The 17,162-nt window shown below is 45.1% G+C and carries 16 protein-coding genes; 7 read left to right on the top strand and 9 right to left on the bottom strand.

Features of this window, described 5'->3' with window-relative positions:
- Positions 1–202: 202 nt before the first annotated feature.
- On the top strand, positions 203–1,543 hold the full coding sequence (locus tag AC2VDX_RS08800; RefSeq protein WP_378182358.1) for an NB-ARC domain-containing protein: 1,341 nt from the start codon (positions 203–205) through the stop codon (positions 1,541–1,543).
- Complete coding sequence (locus tag AC2VDX_RS08795; RefSeq protein ID WP_378182355.1) at positions 1,536–2,882, top strand: hypothetical protein; 1,347 nt, start codon at positions 1,536–1,538, stop codon at positions 2,880–2,882. The genes AC2VDX_RS08800 and AC2VDX_RS08795 overlap by 8 nt, the downstream gene beginning before the upstream one ends.
- 109 nt (positions 2,883–2,991) lie before the next feature.
- Here the strand turns inward: AC2VDX_RS08795 and AC2VDX_RS08790 are convergent, their stop codons facing one another.
- Positions 2,992–3,303, bottom strand: coding sequence for a hypothetical protein (locus AC2VDX_RS08790; protein WP_378182352.1), 312 nt, complete (start codon positions 3,301–3,303; stop codon positions 2,992–2,994).
- Between the two features lie 99 nt (positions 3,304–3,402).
- Complete coding sequence (locus AC2VDX_RS08785; RefSeq protein WP_378182349.1) at positions 3,403–4,542, bottom strand: peptidylprolyl isomerase; 1,140 nt, start codon at positions 4,540–4,542, stop codon at positions 3,403–3,405.
- Positions 4,543–4,738: 196 nt separating this feature from the next.
- Here AC2VDX_RS08785 and efp point away from each other — a divergent pair, with 196 nt between their 5' ends.
- The 3 genes from efp to AC2VDX_RS08770 all read left to right on the top strand — a co-directional run bounded on the left by efp (position 4,739) and on the right by AC2VDX_RS08770 (position 6,832).
- On the top strand, positions 4,739–5,296 hold the full coding sequence (gene efp, locus AC2VDX_RS08780; protein WP_378182346.1) for an elongation factor P: 558 nt from the start codon (positions 4,739–4,741) through the stop codon (positions 5,294–5,296).
- Between the two features lie 145 nt (positions 5,297–5,441).
- A complete protein-coding gene (accB, locus tag AC2VDX_RS08775; RefSeq protein WP_378182343.1) occupies positions 5,442–5,963 on the top strand; it encodes an acetyl-CoA carboxylase biotin carboxyl carrier protein in 522 nt (173 codons plus the stop codon).
- 515 nt (positions 5,964–6,478) lie between these two features.
- On the top strand, positions 6,479–6,832 hold the full coding sequence (locus AC2VDX_RS08770; protein ID WP_190410537.1) for an ArsR/SmtB family transcription factor: 354 nt from the start codon (positions 6,479–6,481) through the stop codon (positions 6,830–6,832).
- 8 nt (positions 6,833–6,840) lie between these two features.
- On the opposite strand, the gene AC2VDX_RS08765 is transcribed toward AC2VDX_RS08770, so the two are convergent.
- From AC2VDX_RS08765 to proS, 3 genes are all read right to left on the bottom strand, one after another.
- Positions 6,841–7,494, bottom strand: a complete 654-nt coding sequence (locus tag AC2VDX_RS08765; RefSeq protein WP_378182339.1) for a GerMN domain-containing protein — start codon at positions 7,492–7,494, stop codon at positions 6,841–6,843.
- Positions 7,495–7,583: 89 nt separating this feature from the next.
- A complete protein-coding gene (locus tag AC2VDX_RS08760) occupies positions 7,584–8,405 on the bottom strand; it encodes an LmeA family phospholipid-binding protein (protein ID WP_378182336.1) in 822 nt (273 codons plus the stop codon).
- 174 nt (positions 8,406–8,579) lie between these two features.
- Positions 8,580–10,388: a proline--tRNA ligase gene (proS, locus tag AC2VDX_RS08755; protein ID WP_378182333.1), complete on the bottom strand. Its 1,809-nt coding sequence runs from the start codon at positions 10,386–10,388 to the stop codon at positions 8,580–8,582.
- A 90-nt stretch (positions 10,389–10,478) separates the two neighbouring features.
- On the opposite strand from proS, the gene AC2VDX_RS08750 reads away from it, so the two are divergent.
- Positions 10,479–11,900 (top strand): 1-acyl-sn-glycerol-3-phosphate acyltransferase, encoded by a 1,422-nt coding sequence (locus tag AC2VDX_RS08750; protein WP_378183019.1) that lies wholly within the window; start codon positions 10,479–10,481, stop codon positions 11,898–11,900.
- Here AC2VDX_RS08750 and AC2VDX_RS08745 read toward each other — a convergent pair.
- Positions 11,889–12,023: a hypothetical protein gene (locus AC2VDX_RS08745; RefSeq protein WP_378182330.1), complete on the bottom strand. Its 135-nt coding sequence runs from the start codon at positions 12,021–12,023 to the stop codon at positions 11,889–11,891. The two genes, AC2VDX_RS08750 and AC2VDX_RS08745, sit on opposite strands and share 12 nt — an antisense overlap.
- A gap of 473 nt (positions 12,024–12,496) precedes the next feature.
- Here AC2VDX_RS08745 and AC2VDX_RS08740 point away from each other — a divergent pair, with 473 nt between their 5' ends.
- Entirely contained in the window at positions 12,497–12,976 is a 480-nt protein-coding gene (locus AC2VDX_RS08740; RefSeq protein WP_378182327.1) for an orange carotenoid protein N-terminal domain-containing protein, read from the top strand.
- A 323-nt stretch (positions 12,977–13,299) separates the two neighbouring features.
- Here AC2VDX_RS08740 and AC2VDX_RS08735 read toward each other — a convergent pair whose 3' ends face one another.
- The 3 genes from AC2VDX_RS08735 to AC2VDX_RS08725 form a co-directional block, all read right to left on the bottom strand.
- Positions 13,300–13,971, bottom strand: coding sequence for an acetoacetate decarboxylase family protein (locus AC2VDX_RS08735; RefSeq protein WP_378182324.1), 672 nt, complete (start codon positions 13,969–13,971; stop codon positions 13,300–13,302).
- Positions 13,972–14,001: 30 nt separating this feature from the next.
- On the bottom strand, positions 14,002–15,405 hold the full coding sequence (locus AC2VDX_RS08730; RefSeq protein ID WP_378182321.1) for a DUF2079 domain-containing protein: 1,404 nt from the start codon (positions 15,403–15,405) through the stop codon (positions 14,002–14,004).
- A gap of 378 nt (positions 15,406–15,783) precedes the next feature.
- Complete coding sequence (locus AC2VDX_RS08725) at positions 15,784–17,073, bottom strand: mannosyltransferase family protein (protein ID WP_378182318.1); 1,290 nt, start codon at positions 17,071–17,073, stop codon at positions 15,784–15,786.
- Positions 17,074–17,162 lie beyond the last annotated feature (89 nt).

Here is a 17,162-nt window from a genome sequence, read left to right as displayed (position 1 = left end):
TGACAATAAATACAGTTGATTGGGACACTAAGTTACGGTGTTTTTGTGTGTCTATATCTATAGAAGCAAGCCCCACACTGAGATAACCCTGACTTTTGCTAATATTGGCACTGAGAAATCAATAACTTGTCACGGACTTACAACTAAAGTAAAATTTTTAACAAAGCTCATTAGGGTCTAAGCTGTTTTCCAAGAGGTAGCCATGTCGCAACGCTCCCTTATGGTGCGTTCGGAGTGTATCCAGCAAGCCAAATCTGCTTATCAGCGAAGTAGGTATGAAAGCCATAGGGATTTTGCGGTAGATATCGGAGTATCGTCAGATACAGTTCGCAAATTCCTCAATGGGAAGCCTATTGAGCGTAGAAATTTTTTGGAACTTTGCAATTTCTTGGGTCTGGACTGGCAAGCGATCGCTAACCTAGATACTCACGGGAGCGATATTGCACTCCCAGATAGTGAAAGCGATATTTCACTCCCAAATAGCAAATTAGAAATTCAAGCAAGGATTAAAATAAAATTAGAAGATAAAGCTAATATTTCGCAAACAGTATTGTTTGGTGTAGAAGAATATATAACAACGTTAACAGAATATTTACAAGACAAAGAAGGTAGCTGGTTTATTAGTGTTGTTGGAACGGGAGGAGTTGGTAAAACATCTATTGTAGAGAAGCTAGTCAGAGAACATACAGTAGAGTCAGAGTTTATTGATCTTGCTTGGGTAACAGCTAAAAGAACTTATTTTAGAGTCGAGAATCTAGCAATTCGAGATATAGGTACTGTTTTAAATATTGATGCATTAGTTTCGGAAATAGCAGAGCAGCTACAAATACAATTGCCACCAACGATAGATGAACATTTTTCCTATTTACAAAGCCAGCTAAGAACTTCCCCATATCTAATTGTAATAGACAATCTTGAAACTCTGCAAGACTACACTGAGTTACTCACAAAATTTGATCCTTATACCCAAAAAAATAATTTGAGACCTAGTAAGATTATCTTTACTTCTAGACAAAAAATTCAAAAACTAACTATGGATATGCGGGAAGTTGAACTCAAAGGTATAGGTGTCAATCCAACTTTAGAGTTAATCCGGTACAAGGGAGCGCACATTCAACGCATTCATGATTCACAAGATGATGAATTGTTACCAATATTTCATGCTACTAATGGTATTCCTCTCATAATCTTACTTGTAATTAGCCTAATAGCAACCGATGACTCACCGTTAGATGAAATTATTCAGTCACTTACTAAACAAGAGGAGCTTTACACCTATCTGTATGAGGAAGCTCTAGTTTCAATTTCAAATAATGCTTTAGAAGTTTTGAAATCAATGACTCGCTTCAGTGAGAGTATTCCCGTTCCACGTCGTCTACTGAAGCAACAAGCTGAACTGAGCGATGATGAATTTAGAGAAGCTGTAGGAGAATGTCTTCAGCGTTCCTTGCTAACAAGTATTTCTAGACTTTCAGACGAGCCACGTTATTCAATACACAACTTACTATACGAGTTTTTGAGGGAATTGCAATCCAGTGACTAAACTTGATGAGAAAATTAATAAGCGCCAACTTCTTAAGGAAAAACTAAAGCCTGATAAAAAGACAGGAGACATTGCTAAACTTCTGAACATATGGCTCTCTGAAGCTGAGTCCAGAACCGATCTCGCTCACGTTTTGCAGTCACTACAGGATAATCGAAAAGATTCTGAACAGTTGCCAACACGTTGTAAGATAATAGTTAAATTTATTAACAAAGCGCTCCAAACAAATCAAGGTTTTGACTGGCTTCAAGCAACTGATCGATTACTCCAAGACTATCATGAGTTTGGAAAAGTTGTACCGGCTGACTTGTATATTTCAAAATACTATTGCTTAAAAACATTCAATAATTTTGATTCTGAAGCTGAAGATTGCTTGCATAGAGCAATTGTACTGTCTAAGACTCATGAAGAAAAGATTAAAGCATATTTTGTACTTAGCCTATACTATGAAGATATCAGTGAATATAAAAAAATGAAAGATGTACTTCTTAAATGTGAAGCATTTTGTAGAGAAGAATCAAGGTCTGAGGAATATTTGGCGCGTACCTGGGTTCTACTGGGTCACTACTATTTTCGTAGATTTAACTTTGCTGAGTCCAAAAATTATTTCACTCAAGCACAATCAAAACTAGAGTTATTATGCAAACATCAAAATTATAAGTGGCTCCTGCGAACATTGAGTGAATGTTTACATTTCCTTGGCAGAATATATTTTGAAGAATATGAATTTATTAAATCTGTTAACTTTTATGTTAAATCCCAAAAAATTCTAGAGGAAGGCTGCAATCAAAATAGCTTGACGCTAGATATTGGAGCAACTGCCTTCTATCACTTGCGACTAGGTCAGGTTCTTGAGGCCGCTCAAATTAAAGAAAGTGTAAAATACCATTACGATAAGAGCCTACAACTCTTCATTGAACGTAATGCCGACCCATCTAGTTTAGTTCATGTAAACTTAGCCCTAGCTAATCTGGTAGAAAATGAATCTTGTTTGGCAAGAGACAATTATTATAAACAGGAAAAGCAAATCAAAAATGCTGCGGAAAAAGCTTTAAAAACTGGTTATCATCGTGGCTACCTAATGGCTCTTGTACAACTGCTTCCGCTCTATATGAAGAATCTAAAAATTTATTTAGCGCTGAAAGTGGTTTGGGATATTTTGATGTCAAATGAATTCCATAAGTCAGGTGGTATAATTTTTTTACTGGCTTTTATATACAAAATTGGGTTAAAGCTATATCACCAAATAAAATTCAATTTTTATAAAAAATTTAGACCTAATAAAATTCTACGTAGATGCCCTTGTTTAGAACCTAAATGCAAGCTAAATAACAAGTAATACCGAAGCAAGTTGAGAAAATGCCACGGGCAATGGAAAGGAAAGTACGGATGAGGAGGGTATGAGCGATCGCATCCTCACCACAAAAAGGCGATCGCCCTATTTCACTCTAATTTTTATCTGAAGCAGAATCCCGCTTCAGCTTAGGGAAGCGGTAAAAGGTATCTCCATCAGCATCTACTTCTGGCAGCACTCCAAACATCTGCACCTGACGATCTAGGTATTGCTTCGCTAACTGAACATCTACTCTTGCCGCTGCTGACAGTTGAATCAGAGAAATACAACTATCTTGAGCTTCCAGCAATTGATAAAAAGCATTTTCTAACTGCATTTGCTGCTGCCGCTGCTGGGAGGCACTGTAAAACAACAAACCCGCCATCACACTGACGGTGAAGACAAAGATTACCTCAACAATTGCCATAAATTTCCTGATTTTATAGCACAGAGGGTGGGCGATCGCGCAATGGCAGCATTGCCGTCCCACCCACCCTATTAATAGCTCTTTATCGGAGCTGGATGTTTATGCGGCTGGCGGCGGAACTAAATTCTCCGCACCCTGGATTACCTTAGCCGAGACAATTTTGTCGCCTGCATCGAGTTTTTCCAGAACTTCTTTGCCCTTCGTTAAATAGCCAAAAACTGAATATCTCCCATCCAACAGGTTACGACCCGCTGGAGTCAGTTCTGGCTCAAACAGGAAGAAGAAGAACTGAGAAGAACCGCCGTTAGGTTCTGTTTCCGGACGAGCCATTGCTAAGGCACCGTAAGCTGAGAAGGGAAGCACTGGCAGGTCGCGGTAACGCCCCGCGTCTTCTAATGTAATGCCATAGGTGGGTTCTTTGTCGCCTCTCGCCAGCACTTCTAACGGAACCGCCCGGTATTTGCCAGTCGCTGGGTCAATAAACCCCTGATCTGGGCCGGGAGGATCTCCCACTTGCAGCACGTAGGAGTCTTCGGCGCGGACAAAATCTAGCCCATCATAGAAACCACGCTGGACTAAATCCACAAAGTTACCAGCAGTCACGGGCGCACTGTAACCGTCTACAACCAGGGTAAGGGTGCCTTTGTCGGTTGTCATTTCTATGGTGGCGCGTCCCTTGAGTTGAGGCAGATTACTGTACTCTGAAGGCACCTCGAAGGGGAATCCTGGCACCATTAGCTCTTCTAGCTGACCCACGATATCGAGGAGGTTGCTCCGTTCCGCCTGGGTTTGTTCTTTATCTTTGGCTTCCACTGTTTCTCGAAGCTTCCCGAATTCTTCGTTCATCTTCGCAATTAGGGCTTCTGCTTGAGATTTTTGCGACGGAGGGACGCCAGCGAGCAAGTCAGAGGAGCGATCGCTTAGAATTCGAGATGCCTTGCTAACATCGCTAACGATGGCACTCCAACGCTTACTTCGCAGTTGTGTGGAAATATCTTCCAAATCGGCTTGCATTTCCCGCACTGTTTGATTTTCAATGGGTAGGGCATACCGTAACAAAGCTTTACCATCTGTGATGGCATTTCCCGATGGCAATCCACTATCACTGGCAGTTTTGCCAGAGGCATCCCACCAAGCAGCGCTGAGTCCTGCTGAGAGCGTCATCATCAGCACTACCAACACGCTCGTTAAGACCAAACGTTTGAACCAATCGAGCATGGAACGGTTTGAATCAAGCATAAATTAATTCCTGAATGCTGCTTTCCCGACTGCGGTTGAACCTTTCACGCTTACCAAAAACTCCATTTTTAATCTTGCCACACGGGTGTCCCGACCCAGCGACATTAGAACGCAGCTTATCGATGTACGAGTAATGGGAAGAACCTCCGCTCGCGGTAAAATGAAGTGCCGATTGTTCTCCCCAAGATAAAGATTCATGATTTCGAGTAACGACTTTCGACCTGGCGTCACCATTGAATTAGATGGGGCTGTGTGGCGGGTAGTGGAATTTCTCCACGTTAAGCCAGGAAAAGGAGCTGCGTTTGTCCGCACCAAGCTAAAAAATGTGCAGACAGGCTCCGTTGTGGAACGAACCTTCCGGGCCGCAGAAACGGTGCCCCAGGCCAATCTGGAAAAGCGCACGATGCAGCATACCTACAAAGATGGCGACCAGTTCGTGTTTATGGACATGGAAACCTATGAGGAAGCGAATCTGAGTTCCGTTGAGATTGGCGATCGCGTAAAGTACCTTAAGGAAGGAATGGAAGTGAACGTCGTCCGCTGGGGCGAGCAGGTCATGGAAGTGGAACTACCCAACTCCGTAGTGCTGGAAGTGACGCAAACCGATCCGGGTCTCAAAGGCGATACCGCCACCGGCGGCTCGAAACCCGCGATTGTGGAAACGGGTGCCCAGGTGATGGTTCCCCTGTTTATTACTGTCGGAGAGCGGATCAAGGTGGATACCCGTACCGATACCTATCTGGGTCGAGAATAATGCAAAAGTTTTTAGTCAGTGGTCAGGGGTCAGCGGTACAGAAGAAACAACCCACAACCGACAACTGACACTGACCTTGAGATGAGATTGACCCTTGTCTCTACCAAGCAACAACTGATACCTGACCACTGACATCCTTTTTCTCATGTCCATAGACTTCAACGATCTCCGTGAACTGCTGGCAGCGATCGCGCAAACCGACATTACAGAGTTGACACTCAAAAGCACTGATTTTGAACTCACAGTGCGTAAAGATCCGCGCGGGGGTATGCCGGTCGTACCACCTGCCCTGGCAGGGAGTGGGAGTCCCGAAGTCCCGGCTCCCCCCTCCCTGGCATCTACGTCCATGCCGCCCAGTCCCAGCTTAGAGGCGGTGCAACGAACTGCCCCACCGACCGCCGCTGCTGGTTCCCCCATTGATAGAAGACTCGAAGAGGTCAAATCGCCGATGGTGGGGACGTTTTATCGCTCCCCGTCACCGGATGAACCGGCATTTGTGGAAGTAGGCGATCGCATCCGTACCGGACAAACTGTCTGCATCATTGAGGCAATGAAGCTGATGAATGAAATTGAAGCCGAGGTATCTGGTACGGTGATAGAAGTTTTGGTTCAAAACGGCGAACCCATTGAGTACGGTCAACCGTTAATGCGGATTAACCCCGAATAACTTTAGCATTTGTAAAAGTTGCGCGGCGGCATCTGCCATGAATCGTTTAAAAAGTTTATTTCCAAAATTTTGATATTTTTGGAGTAAACTTTTTTGGATAATTTAATTTCCTAAAAATTTCCTGTTAAATAATGGAAATATCGATTTGTGTTGCTAACACATATTTCCATTATTTAAGGCTCTTCCGTAGTTGGTATGCTAAATTATAGTCAAGAAGCGCCACAAGCTATACTAGCCATAAATTTAAGCCAATTTAGCGTTTATTAAATAGAAAATACAGTCCAAAATTGTTATACCTTGCTAGGTAAGCCTTTCAAGTTTTGGGATCAACTTTTTAGCATACCAAGTAATGAAGAGCCTTATTTAATTCTACAGAGTTTGTTTAAACAAATAGTATCTAAAGTTACCCAGATTCCCATATTAATCAGCACAAAAAGATTTAATAATTACTCAATAGTTATTAACCAAAAAACATCATATATAATCAGGATGAACTATCATTTCTGATTAGTCTCATGCGACAAGCTTTGTCTGTACCTCCAGAAGTTGTACAACAACTTGCAGAGTACTTCAGCATCTTGAGCGAGCCAATGCGGTTGCGGATTTTGAACTTCCTGCGCGACGACGAGAAATGCGTACAAGAATTGGTCGAGGCAACACAAACCAGTCAGGCTAACGTTTCCAAGCATCTAAAAGTCATGCTACAAGCCGGTATCCTTAGTCGCCGCAGCGAAGGGACATCGGCTTATTACAAAGTGGAAGATGAGTTGATTTTTGAATTATGTAACTTGGTTTGCGATCGCCTTGCCGCTCGGATTGAACAGCAAGCCCGCCACTTCCGTGACTTTAGCTTAAGCGCTAGAAAGTAAACAAAGCCCTATAAATCAAAATTTTTCTCAAAGTTTTGGCGAGTCAGAGGCTGATCGAGTACCAACCCTTCACCGCCCAAAACTTCCAACCGTTTTCCCTCTACATCAATCCAAACATTGGTATTTGGATTGATACTGGTGGCTGTATAGAGGATTTGCGCCACGCGACCTGTCATCGAGGCACTACCGCCGCCAGCAGTAAATTCTTGGGACAAATCCACATGAACACCATCCTCCCGAACATCCAGATTTCGTAGCTGCGTTCCCTTAGGAATCGTGCTGCTGTAAGCCGGATCGTTCGGTCCCGCTAACAAGCGATTGAACGCACCTTCTAGAATGTTCTCAGACTTGACTCCTGCCTCTATTTTGACCGGAGCAGGCACCACCTCAATCTTGCTACCACTACTCTTCAGCCAGTAGACTTGAACGGTCTTCTGACTAGATAGTTGCTGAGCAGACGGCTTCACAGAGGGCTTCACAGACGGCTGCACTGCCTGAGGCGAATTAGTCGGTTGAATAGTCGTGGAAACTGACGGTGTTGGCGAAGAATTGCCTGTATTTGCTGCCTGTTGCTCTTCTGGGCTACAAGCCGCCAAAGCGATCGCCAAAACACCAACGGCGATGCCAATACCGATTCGACGGCCTGGTTGTTGAACTTTCATATCAATTTCCCTCCTTAAAATTTATTTGGATGCTTGTGAGGAGGTTTTGTTGAGGAATACAGTGAAGACGAGCGCTGCTCCGGATAATTTTAACGTTGATTAGGTGCGGAAGCAGTTTCTGGCTTTTCTACCCGCACAAATGCAGCTAACTCTAGTTGTTCCTTATTTATATCTAATTTTAGGAGTCGGGCAGCAATCCCTGCATCTTCCAAGGTGCGGAGATCCAAGCGGCTATTGACACCGGACACGAAGAAGGCAAGCAGGGGGGGTGGCACTGGCATCCCATTTACCAAGACATTTGGCTCAATCAATTGCAACTGATGCTCAGCCACGATACCCAGCCCTGATTCCACCGAGACAACCAGTTTATCTACATTTCCCGGCTCCTGCAATTCCAAATGGAAACGCAGCCGGTTATCCCCCAGAAATTCCACTTGAGGATTGACAAACTCATAGCGCTGAACCAGCATATCAGCGTTGCTGCCAAGAATGCGGCTTCCCAGTTTACGCAATTGAGCGCTGACAGTTGGTGACTGTAAAGCTTGATTGATATCTTGCTGGGTAATCACCAAACGCACCCCAGCTTGTAAAGGTTGCTTCAACAATTCGGTCGGTCGCACCTTTCCCTTCTGCCGGAGACGCGCCACATCAAGGTCAAGGGGATCGGTTTCCAGTTCCAGCGCTGCAATCCGGAATTCTGGCGTCAGCCACAACCCTCGCCCACCAATCCGCACTCGCTCAACTTTTCCTTGCACAATTTGGAAATTCGGAGCATTGTCAACGCGGACTTGCAACTGCTCCACTTTATCAAACTGGGAACGAATGGCATTTTCAGCGATGCGGTCGATGGCTAAATTAGCGGGTGAAATTAGAGCAAGCAAACCAGATAGAAAAATTGCTATAAATTCCATAGTTATCGCTTAAATTTTCTGGCTTTGCGTCTTGGCGCGAGATTTCAAAAAATTGCGCCAAGACGCAAAGTTTTTCTTAGTGATGAAAGCGCCTTGGCATCAAATTATCATCAAAGTGCTTTTTTGAACCACAAAGACACAAAATTGATAACTTTGTGCCTTTGTGGTTAATTGTTATTGATTTAAAGCAGCATCAATCCACTGCTTTAAGGTAGTTACCACTTCCTCAACAGGAATTTCCTGGGATTTGCGAGTCGCCCGTTCGACGACTTCTACTTTGCCGCTATTGAGCGATCGCCCGGTTACGATTCGATAGGGTATCCCAATTAAATCAGCATCTTTGAACTTTACTCCCGCTCGTTCATCGCGGTCATCCAAAAGGGTTTCAATTCCTGCTTGATGCAACTGGGTGTATAGTTTTTCGGCAACTTCCACTTGTTGGGCGTCGCTGGTGTTGGGAACTGAGATGATGACGTGATAGGGCGCGATCGCTACAGGCCAGATAATTCCATCTTTGTCATAAGATTGTTCTACCGCCGCCTGAGCTAACCGCGAAACACCAAGACCATAACAACCCATCACCAGGGGAACTTCCTCACCTTGTTCGCTGGTGTAAGTGGCTCCCATCGCTTGAGAATATTTATTGCCTAGCTGGAAAATGTGCCCCACTTCGATGCCACGGGCAGTTCGGAGCGTTTGATCGGGATCGTGCATCGCGCGATCGCCCGGTCGTGCCTTGCGTATATCTACTACTCGTTCTGGTAACTTAAATTGCTCGTCCCAATTGGCACCCACGACGTGGTATTCCAAGTCGTTAGAACCTGTGACGAAGTTTTTTAGCTCGATCGCAGTTTTATCGACCAACCGCAAAAACCGGGGAGCCAAATTTTTAGCCGAACAGATATAATCGTCTGCGATGTCGGGAGCGATGTAACCCAAAGGTAAGGGTCTCGTCGCCCACAGTTGCTGAAGCGCCGCCGCTGGCACTTCTACAGATAGCACAGTTTTGGCTTGGTATTCTGGTGCCAGTTTTGCCAGATCGTTGTGCAACTTTACCTGATTGACTTCTTGGTCGCCCCGGATACTAATCAGCACCAACACCGTTATGCCGTTGTCATAAACTGCCTGGTAGAGGACGTTTTTCACCACTTGGGTAGGCGAACACTTGAGGAATCTACAGAGTTTATCAATTGTATCGGTGTCCGGCGTCTTCCGTTTCTCATAAGTCTTAAACGGGGATGGTTTGGTGTCAGCAGGCAAAGAAACCGCTTTTTCCACATTGGCGGCGTACTTGCCATCTTCGGTGTAGAGAACTTCATCTTCCCCAGCTTCAGCCAGCACCATAAATTCTTGAGAACCAGATCCCCCAATCGCACCTGAATCAGCTTCTACAGCCCGGAAGGCTAAACCAGTCCGGCGCAACATCTTGCTGTAAGCATGGTGCATATCCTGGTAAGTTTTTTTCAAGCTTTCTTCATTGACGTGGAACGAGTAGCCATCCTTCATAATGAATTCGCGTCCTCGCATCAAACCAAATCTGGGGCGAATTTCATCCCGAAACTTAGTTTGAATTTGGTAGAGGTGCAGAGGCAACTGGCGGTAGGAGCGAATCATATCACGAGCGATCGCTGTAATCACTTCCTCATGCGTCGGTCCCAGTCCCAGTTCCTGGTCTCGGCGGTCTGTCAGGGCGAACATGATCCCTTCAGCTTTGGTATAAGTATCCCAGCGCCCCGACTGTTGCCACAACTCAGATGGTTGTAGTTGCGGGAGTAGACACTCTTGTGCGCCGGTCGCATTCATCTCTTCCCGCACAATATGAGAGATTTTTTGCAGCACCCGCCACATGAGGGGTAGATAGGCGTAGATACCGCTACCGATGCGACGAATGTAGCCTGCACGGAGCAGTAATTTATGGCTGGGGATTTCCGCTTCCGCCGGTTCTTCTCGCAGAGTGACAAAAAACATTTGTGACAGTCGCATCACTGGTTCCCTCTACAGATTGGATAATCGTTATCTCAGTTAAGTCTAGAATGTCCACAAGTTCACAAGAAAACCACTTTGTCCGATTTAATGAGTCCGGCTCAGCCTCCTCTAGAATTTATTCCACCGGCGCTCAACCCCCTGGTTTTACGAGCCGCCCAACAAGTGCTACCTGGCTGCATACGTTCCCAAACAGCGATCGCCCAAATTCAAGCCGACAACGTTGAGATTTTAGTCGATTTATATCGCCAATTTCAGGACGGTAAGATCCGCTTTATGATGGCATTTCGCCATCCCAGGGTTGAAGATCCGCTGTGCATGAGCTATCTGCTTTGGAAATTAGTACCACGGCTGGCACGACAAAAGGGTATCTCGCTACAGCACCCGATTCATGCCCACTTTCTTTATGACCGAGGGATTCCCTTATGGGCTGGAGCGCACATGGGCTGGCTCTATTCTCGCTTAGGTGGTACCCCCATCCATCGCGGTAAGGCAGACTGGATGGGATTGCGTTCGGCTCGTGACTTGTTTGCCAACGCTCAGTTTCCGATAACCGCTTCTCCAGAAGGAGCCACCAATGGTCACAATGAGATTATCAGCCCTTTAGAACCAGGAATCGCCCAATTGGGCTTTTGGTGTGCTGAAGATTTGCTCAAGGCTGGACGAGGGGAGCAAGTTTTAATAGTGCCAGTGGGAATTAAATACCGTTACGTCGAAGCTCCCTGGAAAGAGATAGAAAAGCTTTTAAGCGAATTGGAAGTAGCGAGCGGTTTGCCAGAAGGAAAGTTGAAGGATGAACAAGATTTGAAGGCTGAAAGTTTAAATCCATCTGCTGACCTGCAACCTTTCCAAGCTTCTCTCTATCGGCGGCTGTGTCGTTTAGGCGAACATTTATTGTCTCTAATGGAGGAGTTTTATACCCGCTTTTATCATCAAACTTTGCCCACAGTGGAAGCGTCGCCGAGCAATGCGAACGAAGCTTTGGCGATTCGACTGCAAGCGCTGCTGAACGTGGCGCTACACGTAGCAGAGGAGTATTTTAACGTGCCACCAAAGGGAAGTGTGATTGACCGTTGTCGTCGGCTAGAGGCGGCTGGCTGGAATTACATCTATCGAGAAGACCTGAAGAATATTAAAGCGCTGTCTCCCCTAGAACGCGGATTGGCAAATCGAATTGCTGAGGAAGCCAACCTTCGGATATGGCATATGCGCTTGGTAGAAACTTTTGTGGCAGTAAGCGGACAATATGTTCTGGAAAAACCAACAGTAGAGCGGTTTGCCGAAACTACCTTACTTTTATGGGATATGGTAACTCGAATCAAAGGCAGCAATCCCTTTGGGCGTCCTCGACTAGGTAAGCAACGGGTAGAGATGGCTGTAGGGCAACCCATCTCGGTTTCAGAACGCTACCCAGTCTATCAGGCAAATCGGCAGGGTGCGAGACTTGCTGTGGCTGATTTGACTAAAGATTTGCAACAGGCGATGGAAGGTTTGATTTCTTCATCTGGGTGAAATCCCAAGTTCCTGAATGAGTTGGCTAGGCATGAAAATCCGCAGGGTGACATTTATAAAATCTTGCGGATTACGAGTAACAATTGCATCCAGATTATTCATCATCGCTCTACTGAATGGCATCTTCAAAATCTCGGAAATGTTTGAGATTTTGCAGTAAGCGCCATTGTAATTGCTGCTTGGTCTACTGTGATGATTCTACAAAAACCAACTATAGCAATCCTATTTAAGTTGTGCGCGAGTATTCGCCTGAGTGTAGAGACGCGATTAATCGCGTCTCTACAGGGAGAGTGCAAATCATTTAGGATTGCTATAGCCTTTATAAGAAGCTTGACCAATCTCGCCCTTTTGCCCTCCGAGCGATGTAATAAATATCGCTCGGAGGGGATGGCTACTTCCTTGCTTACCTCTTTCTTTAGTTATAAATCTTGTGACATCTTTGCCATCTTATTGATGGATTTGTGATGGGGATCATATCTGTCTTCAGCGGGGTTAAACTTACAGGGTTTATTTGTTAATTTTCTTTAAGGAAGTGAAAACCAGTTTCCTGAAGAACTGAGGAAACTAAGCAATTATTAATTTTTCGGAGGGTAATTATGACAGCTAGCACTTTAAACGCCTACGATCAAGGTAAACAAGCTTTTCAAGGCATGGATGTAGACCAGCAGCTTGCCGTCCTGTGGTTTGTATACACCAAGATGGGTAAATCTGTTACACCAGCTGCTCCAGGCGCTTCTGGTTCTGATATTGCTCAGGGATTGTTCAATCAAGTTAAGGAACTATCCCATGAAGAACAACTACAAGTTCAGCGTGATATTGCGTCCAAAGCGAATACTCAAATTAGCCGCGAGTATGGTTCTCTGAGTCCAGAAACTAAGCTAGCGTTTTGGTACTTTTTAGCGCAAGGAATGGATAGTGGCACCATTATTCCTATGCCTCCTAACTATGAACTTTCCCAAGCTGGAAAAGACTTGTTAGCGCAAATTGAAGCAATGGACTTTCAGCACCAGATCGATTTTCTACGCGGTGCGGTGCTACCGATGGGTGCCGAGCCAGCCAGTGGTTCTGACATCTAGAAAGAATACTAATTTACTGTTGAATTCCTCCTTTGTATCTCCCGCTATATTGTTAAGCAATTAGCGGGTTTTTTGGTTAACTGATATTTTGCACAAACCCGATAACCTACCCGGAAATTGATTTCCGGGCGGGTGATGACTTTGGTGCAAGATATGAGTTAACCTACTTCTTGTATAATTGCGTGGAGACTCAAGTCTGGCGTTACACAAACAAAGCCTGCTGACCCAGGCTTTGTTGATGAAGTCCGAGTAGGCGGATTTCGTTTGTATAGCTTCAGGTTTGAACCTGTGAACTACAAGGAATTTTGCCAGAAGTTTAGTGTTTAACTGTAGCTAAATTCAGCTTCCCTGACTGTTGTACCTACGGCTTCTGGCGCACCGACTACTAAATTCATCTGGTCGCAGTAAACAGTTAGTAAAGGCTGACCTAAGTTTAACTGAGAAAAAGGACTTTCTACCGGGATTTCTAACTTGCCACTAACTGCCTTCAGTTGAGATTCAAACTGACTTTTGAAGAAAAGCAGATCGGAATTTTGGCTACTAAACGCAGTTCCGATTAATGGCTGTCGCCACCATGTAGAAACGGGCAATAGGGCATCTGTGTAGCTGAGACTGCACAGCAAATTATCGCCTTGACGGACGGTGACACCAGCGCGATCGCCTTTTTCCCAAGTAAACTTAGCGAGTTCCTTCGGTAGTCCCCAGATGCTTCTCCCGCCAGCAACAGACTCTGCATTATCTACATAGATGTGGGATACCCAACCGCCGAATTTGTCTTCATATTTGACCATCGCTGGGATAACAATTAATTCGCTATACTCCAGCACGGAACCCGATCCGTAGTAGGAAAGATAAACCCCGCCTAGGGTTTTTCCAGGGAAAACTGAGACGATTTCTAACTCTGGAGGGATGAAGGGACGCGATCGCTCAACATCTATCAAATGCACGGTTGCAATAGCGTAACCTTGCAGTGTCCAAGGTGCTGGATATGACATTTTTAACTCCTGCAATCAGATTCATTTTTATTAAGACTTTTTCCTAAACAGATAAACATCATCACGTTGATAGGTTAATTGAAATTCTGGGGTATTTTTTAGTTGATTTGCCAGCTTGGCAGCAAACTCTTGGCTACCAGTCCCGCCAGCACCGCCTGGGTAACGCACATTGAGCAATATATACTCAAAAGGAGATAGATCGGTAGGGGGCGGACTCAGATCGTCCACTAATTTGATCGTCTGGCGGTGAGTTAAATGGGGTGTAATCCGATTGCTGGTTAACACACCGCCTTTAGTTTCAACTTGAGCGATCGCTTCTCGCGTTGCTTGCCAAGTATCGAGGGAATTTTGATATTTTGACCAAAAATAGCCATACTTTCCTAATGCTAAGAAAGCCACTATCGACCACAGAATTATCGTCCGTCTGTTTCGCAACCAACTTCGATTGGCGGCAAGACTGGAAATGACAGCTAACATCAGAAAAGGCAGAATTGGCAAAGAATATTGGTGGATTAAATCGCGTTGGTGTGGTTTGTCGGAAAGAATGTTTAACACCAAAGCGGGAATCGCACTCACGAGAGGAGTCATGTGCCGAGGAGAAAGTCCCCAAATTACCGGCAAAATCAATAGCGCCAGATATTCAAGTGTCTTGAATGAGAAAATTCTCCCCAATATCAACCCCGGCTTAAACAGCAAATTTCTAGCAATATCTAGAACTGAGTTACCGAGATAGCTGTAACGTGACACCGCAGCTGCTTCGCTACCGCTGAAAGATGGAATAATTAGCTGAGTTGCAATTAGGAACCAAGCGATAGCAGCACAAAGGGCAAATGCACCATATAAACGCCGCTTCTCAAACACCAGCAGCCAAATCCCCATCGCCGCCACAGTAAGGGATAAAACAGCTTTACATCCCAAAATAAAAATAATGCTGATACAAAACCACCCAATTCGATTTTGCCTAGCACACCATACCGCTGCTAAAAAGGCGGGAACAGCCATTACTTCCGGGTGGAATTCAAACAAATTGGCATTAAAAATTAGCGGGTAAAGCAAGTAGACTGCTGACATTACTATTGCTTGTGATTCTTTCAATCCCGCTTGACGCGCTAGGTGCCACATTGGTAAAGCACCTAAAGATAATGCGACGGCTTGTACTACTAACAACCAATGAACGTTTGGATAAATTTTGTACAGTAAAGACAGTAGATAAACTGCCCAAGCAGCATGGTTTCCCATGTGATGGAAGCCAAGAATCGAAGAAATTGGCGGTTGTCCTTGACTGATTAAATAAACCACCTGGTCATAAATTCCCAGGTCATAAGCCCCCGATTGAAACATGGAGTGTCGTAGACTACTGCACGCGAATAACATTACGGCACTTGCGCCAATCATCAATGACAGGACACTCGGCTTGATTAGTTTTTCTTTCATAAGATGTTCTTACCGCAGAAGCGCAGAGGACGCAGAGGAAATAAACTGTTATCTCTCAGGTCTGTGTGATATCTTATTTCCTCGGTCATCAGTCTTTAATACTCGGTCGTGAGTCTTCGATTCTCGGTCGTCAGTCTTTAATACTCGGTCGTCAATCTTTAATACTCGGTCATTAGTCTTTAATACTCAGTCGTGAGTCTTCGATTCTCGGTTGTGAGTCTTTAATCCTCGGTTGTGAGTCTTTAATCCTCGGTTGTGAGTCTTTAATCCTCGGTTGTGAGTCTTAGATTCTCGGTCGTCAGTCTTTAATCTTCAGTCGTCAATCTTAGATTCTCGGTCGTCAGTCTTTAATCCTCGGTCGTCAATCTTTAATCCTTCCTATCCTGCCCAAAGGTGTTGGGCAAATCGAATCGATAGAGGGACAAGTAAGACGGTAAAAAAGCCTATCGTGGCATATCCCCAACGCGGGTGACGGGAAAGTAATAAACCAAGCGCGATCGCAAGTGAGACAATGCCGTAAGCAATCCGCCCAATTGACCAGGTTCCTCCGGAGGACAAAATCAACCCCAAACCGCAAAAACCATAAATTACGGTCACTAAACTGAGTTGAGTGCGGAAGTGCCATAACAAGTAGCCACCCCCCAATAACGAAACCGTATTAATCAACGGATCGCCTGCTTGTAACCACAAAATTAACCATAAAACACAAAAGCCGTATCCCACCTTAACCGAACCTAATTTTTGACGGAATCGCCACAGTAAATAGCCACAGCCAACAATGATTAAAAATAGCAGCGGATGCCAAGGATCTTTAATCCCGCCATACTTCCAATTTGCCGTGCCAATCGAAATTTGCATCAGCATTTTCCACCAACCCTGCCAATCAAACCCGACTGAAGGTCGCCATCCTCGCTGTGCGTGAATAAACGCTAAGGGGTCTGCAAACTGAATCCAGCAATACAAACTAAATAGAAGCAATCCTCCAGCAGTTGCGAGACTGGCAACGTAGGCGATAAGGGGTCTGCGTTCTTTCCATGCCACAATCAAAAAGGCGGGGATGAGTGCGATTCCGGTGGGACGGGTGGCAGTTGCTAATGCACCGCACAGGGATAACCAGGTATATTGGCGTTTATCAAAGGCTCGTAAAGCCGCAGTGCTGAAGAATAAAAATAGTCCTTCCGTGTAAATTACCGTTCCAAAGAGGGAAAACGGACACCAAGCCAACACCGCACTTGCCCACCGTGCAGCACTTTTACCATGACGTTCTTCGACCCAAAAGTATACAAGGGCGATCGCTCCTAATAATGCCAAATTATTTACCAGCGTGCCTGCCACTTCAAACGGCAAGCCGAGGGTCATCAGTCCCCGGATGAGTAAAGGCAAAACGGGGAAAAAGGCAACGTTATGTCCTTGTCCATCATTGGCGTATTCATAACCAGAGATAGCGATCGCTCGATAATGGATGCTATCCCAGCCGTCAAAAACTCCCCAGCCAAGTGTAGGCATAACATTTGAGGGACTTGGAAGTGCAGGCGCAATTACCATCATGGCGATCGCAATTACAAGTCGGCTGCATAGCCACATTGCCGTTGCAAAGACGAATCCATTCGCCCCTATCTCTTTCTTTTCAACAGCAGTGGCTTCCACCGTTGCAGCGTATTTTTGCATAGATGCCCCACTCAATTGAGCTTCCCAATCTTACTTATTGACACTCACCCAACCACCCATTGATGGCTTATGGTGAGTAATAATACCGC

The sequence above is a fragment of the Coleofasciculus sp. H7-1 genome, assembly GCF_057473865.1.
Note: the sequence above shows the minus strand (reverse complement) of the source record. Positions and strands in the feature narration are given on the sequence as shown.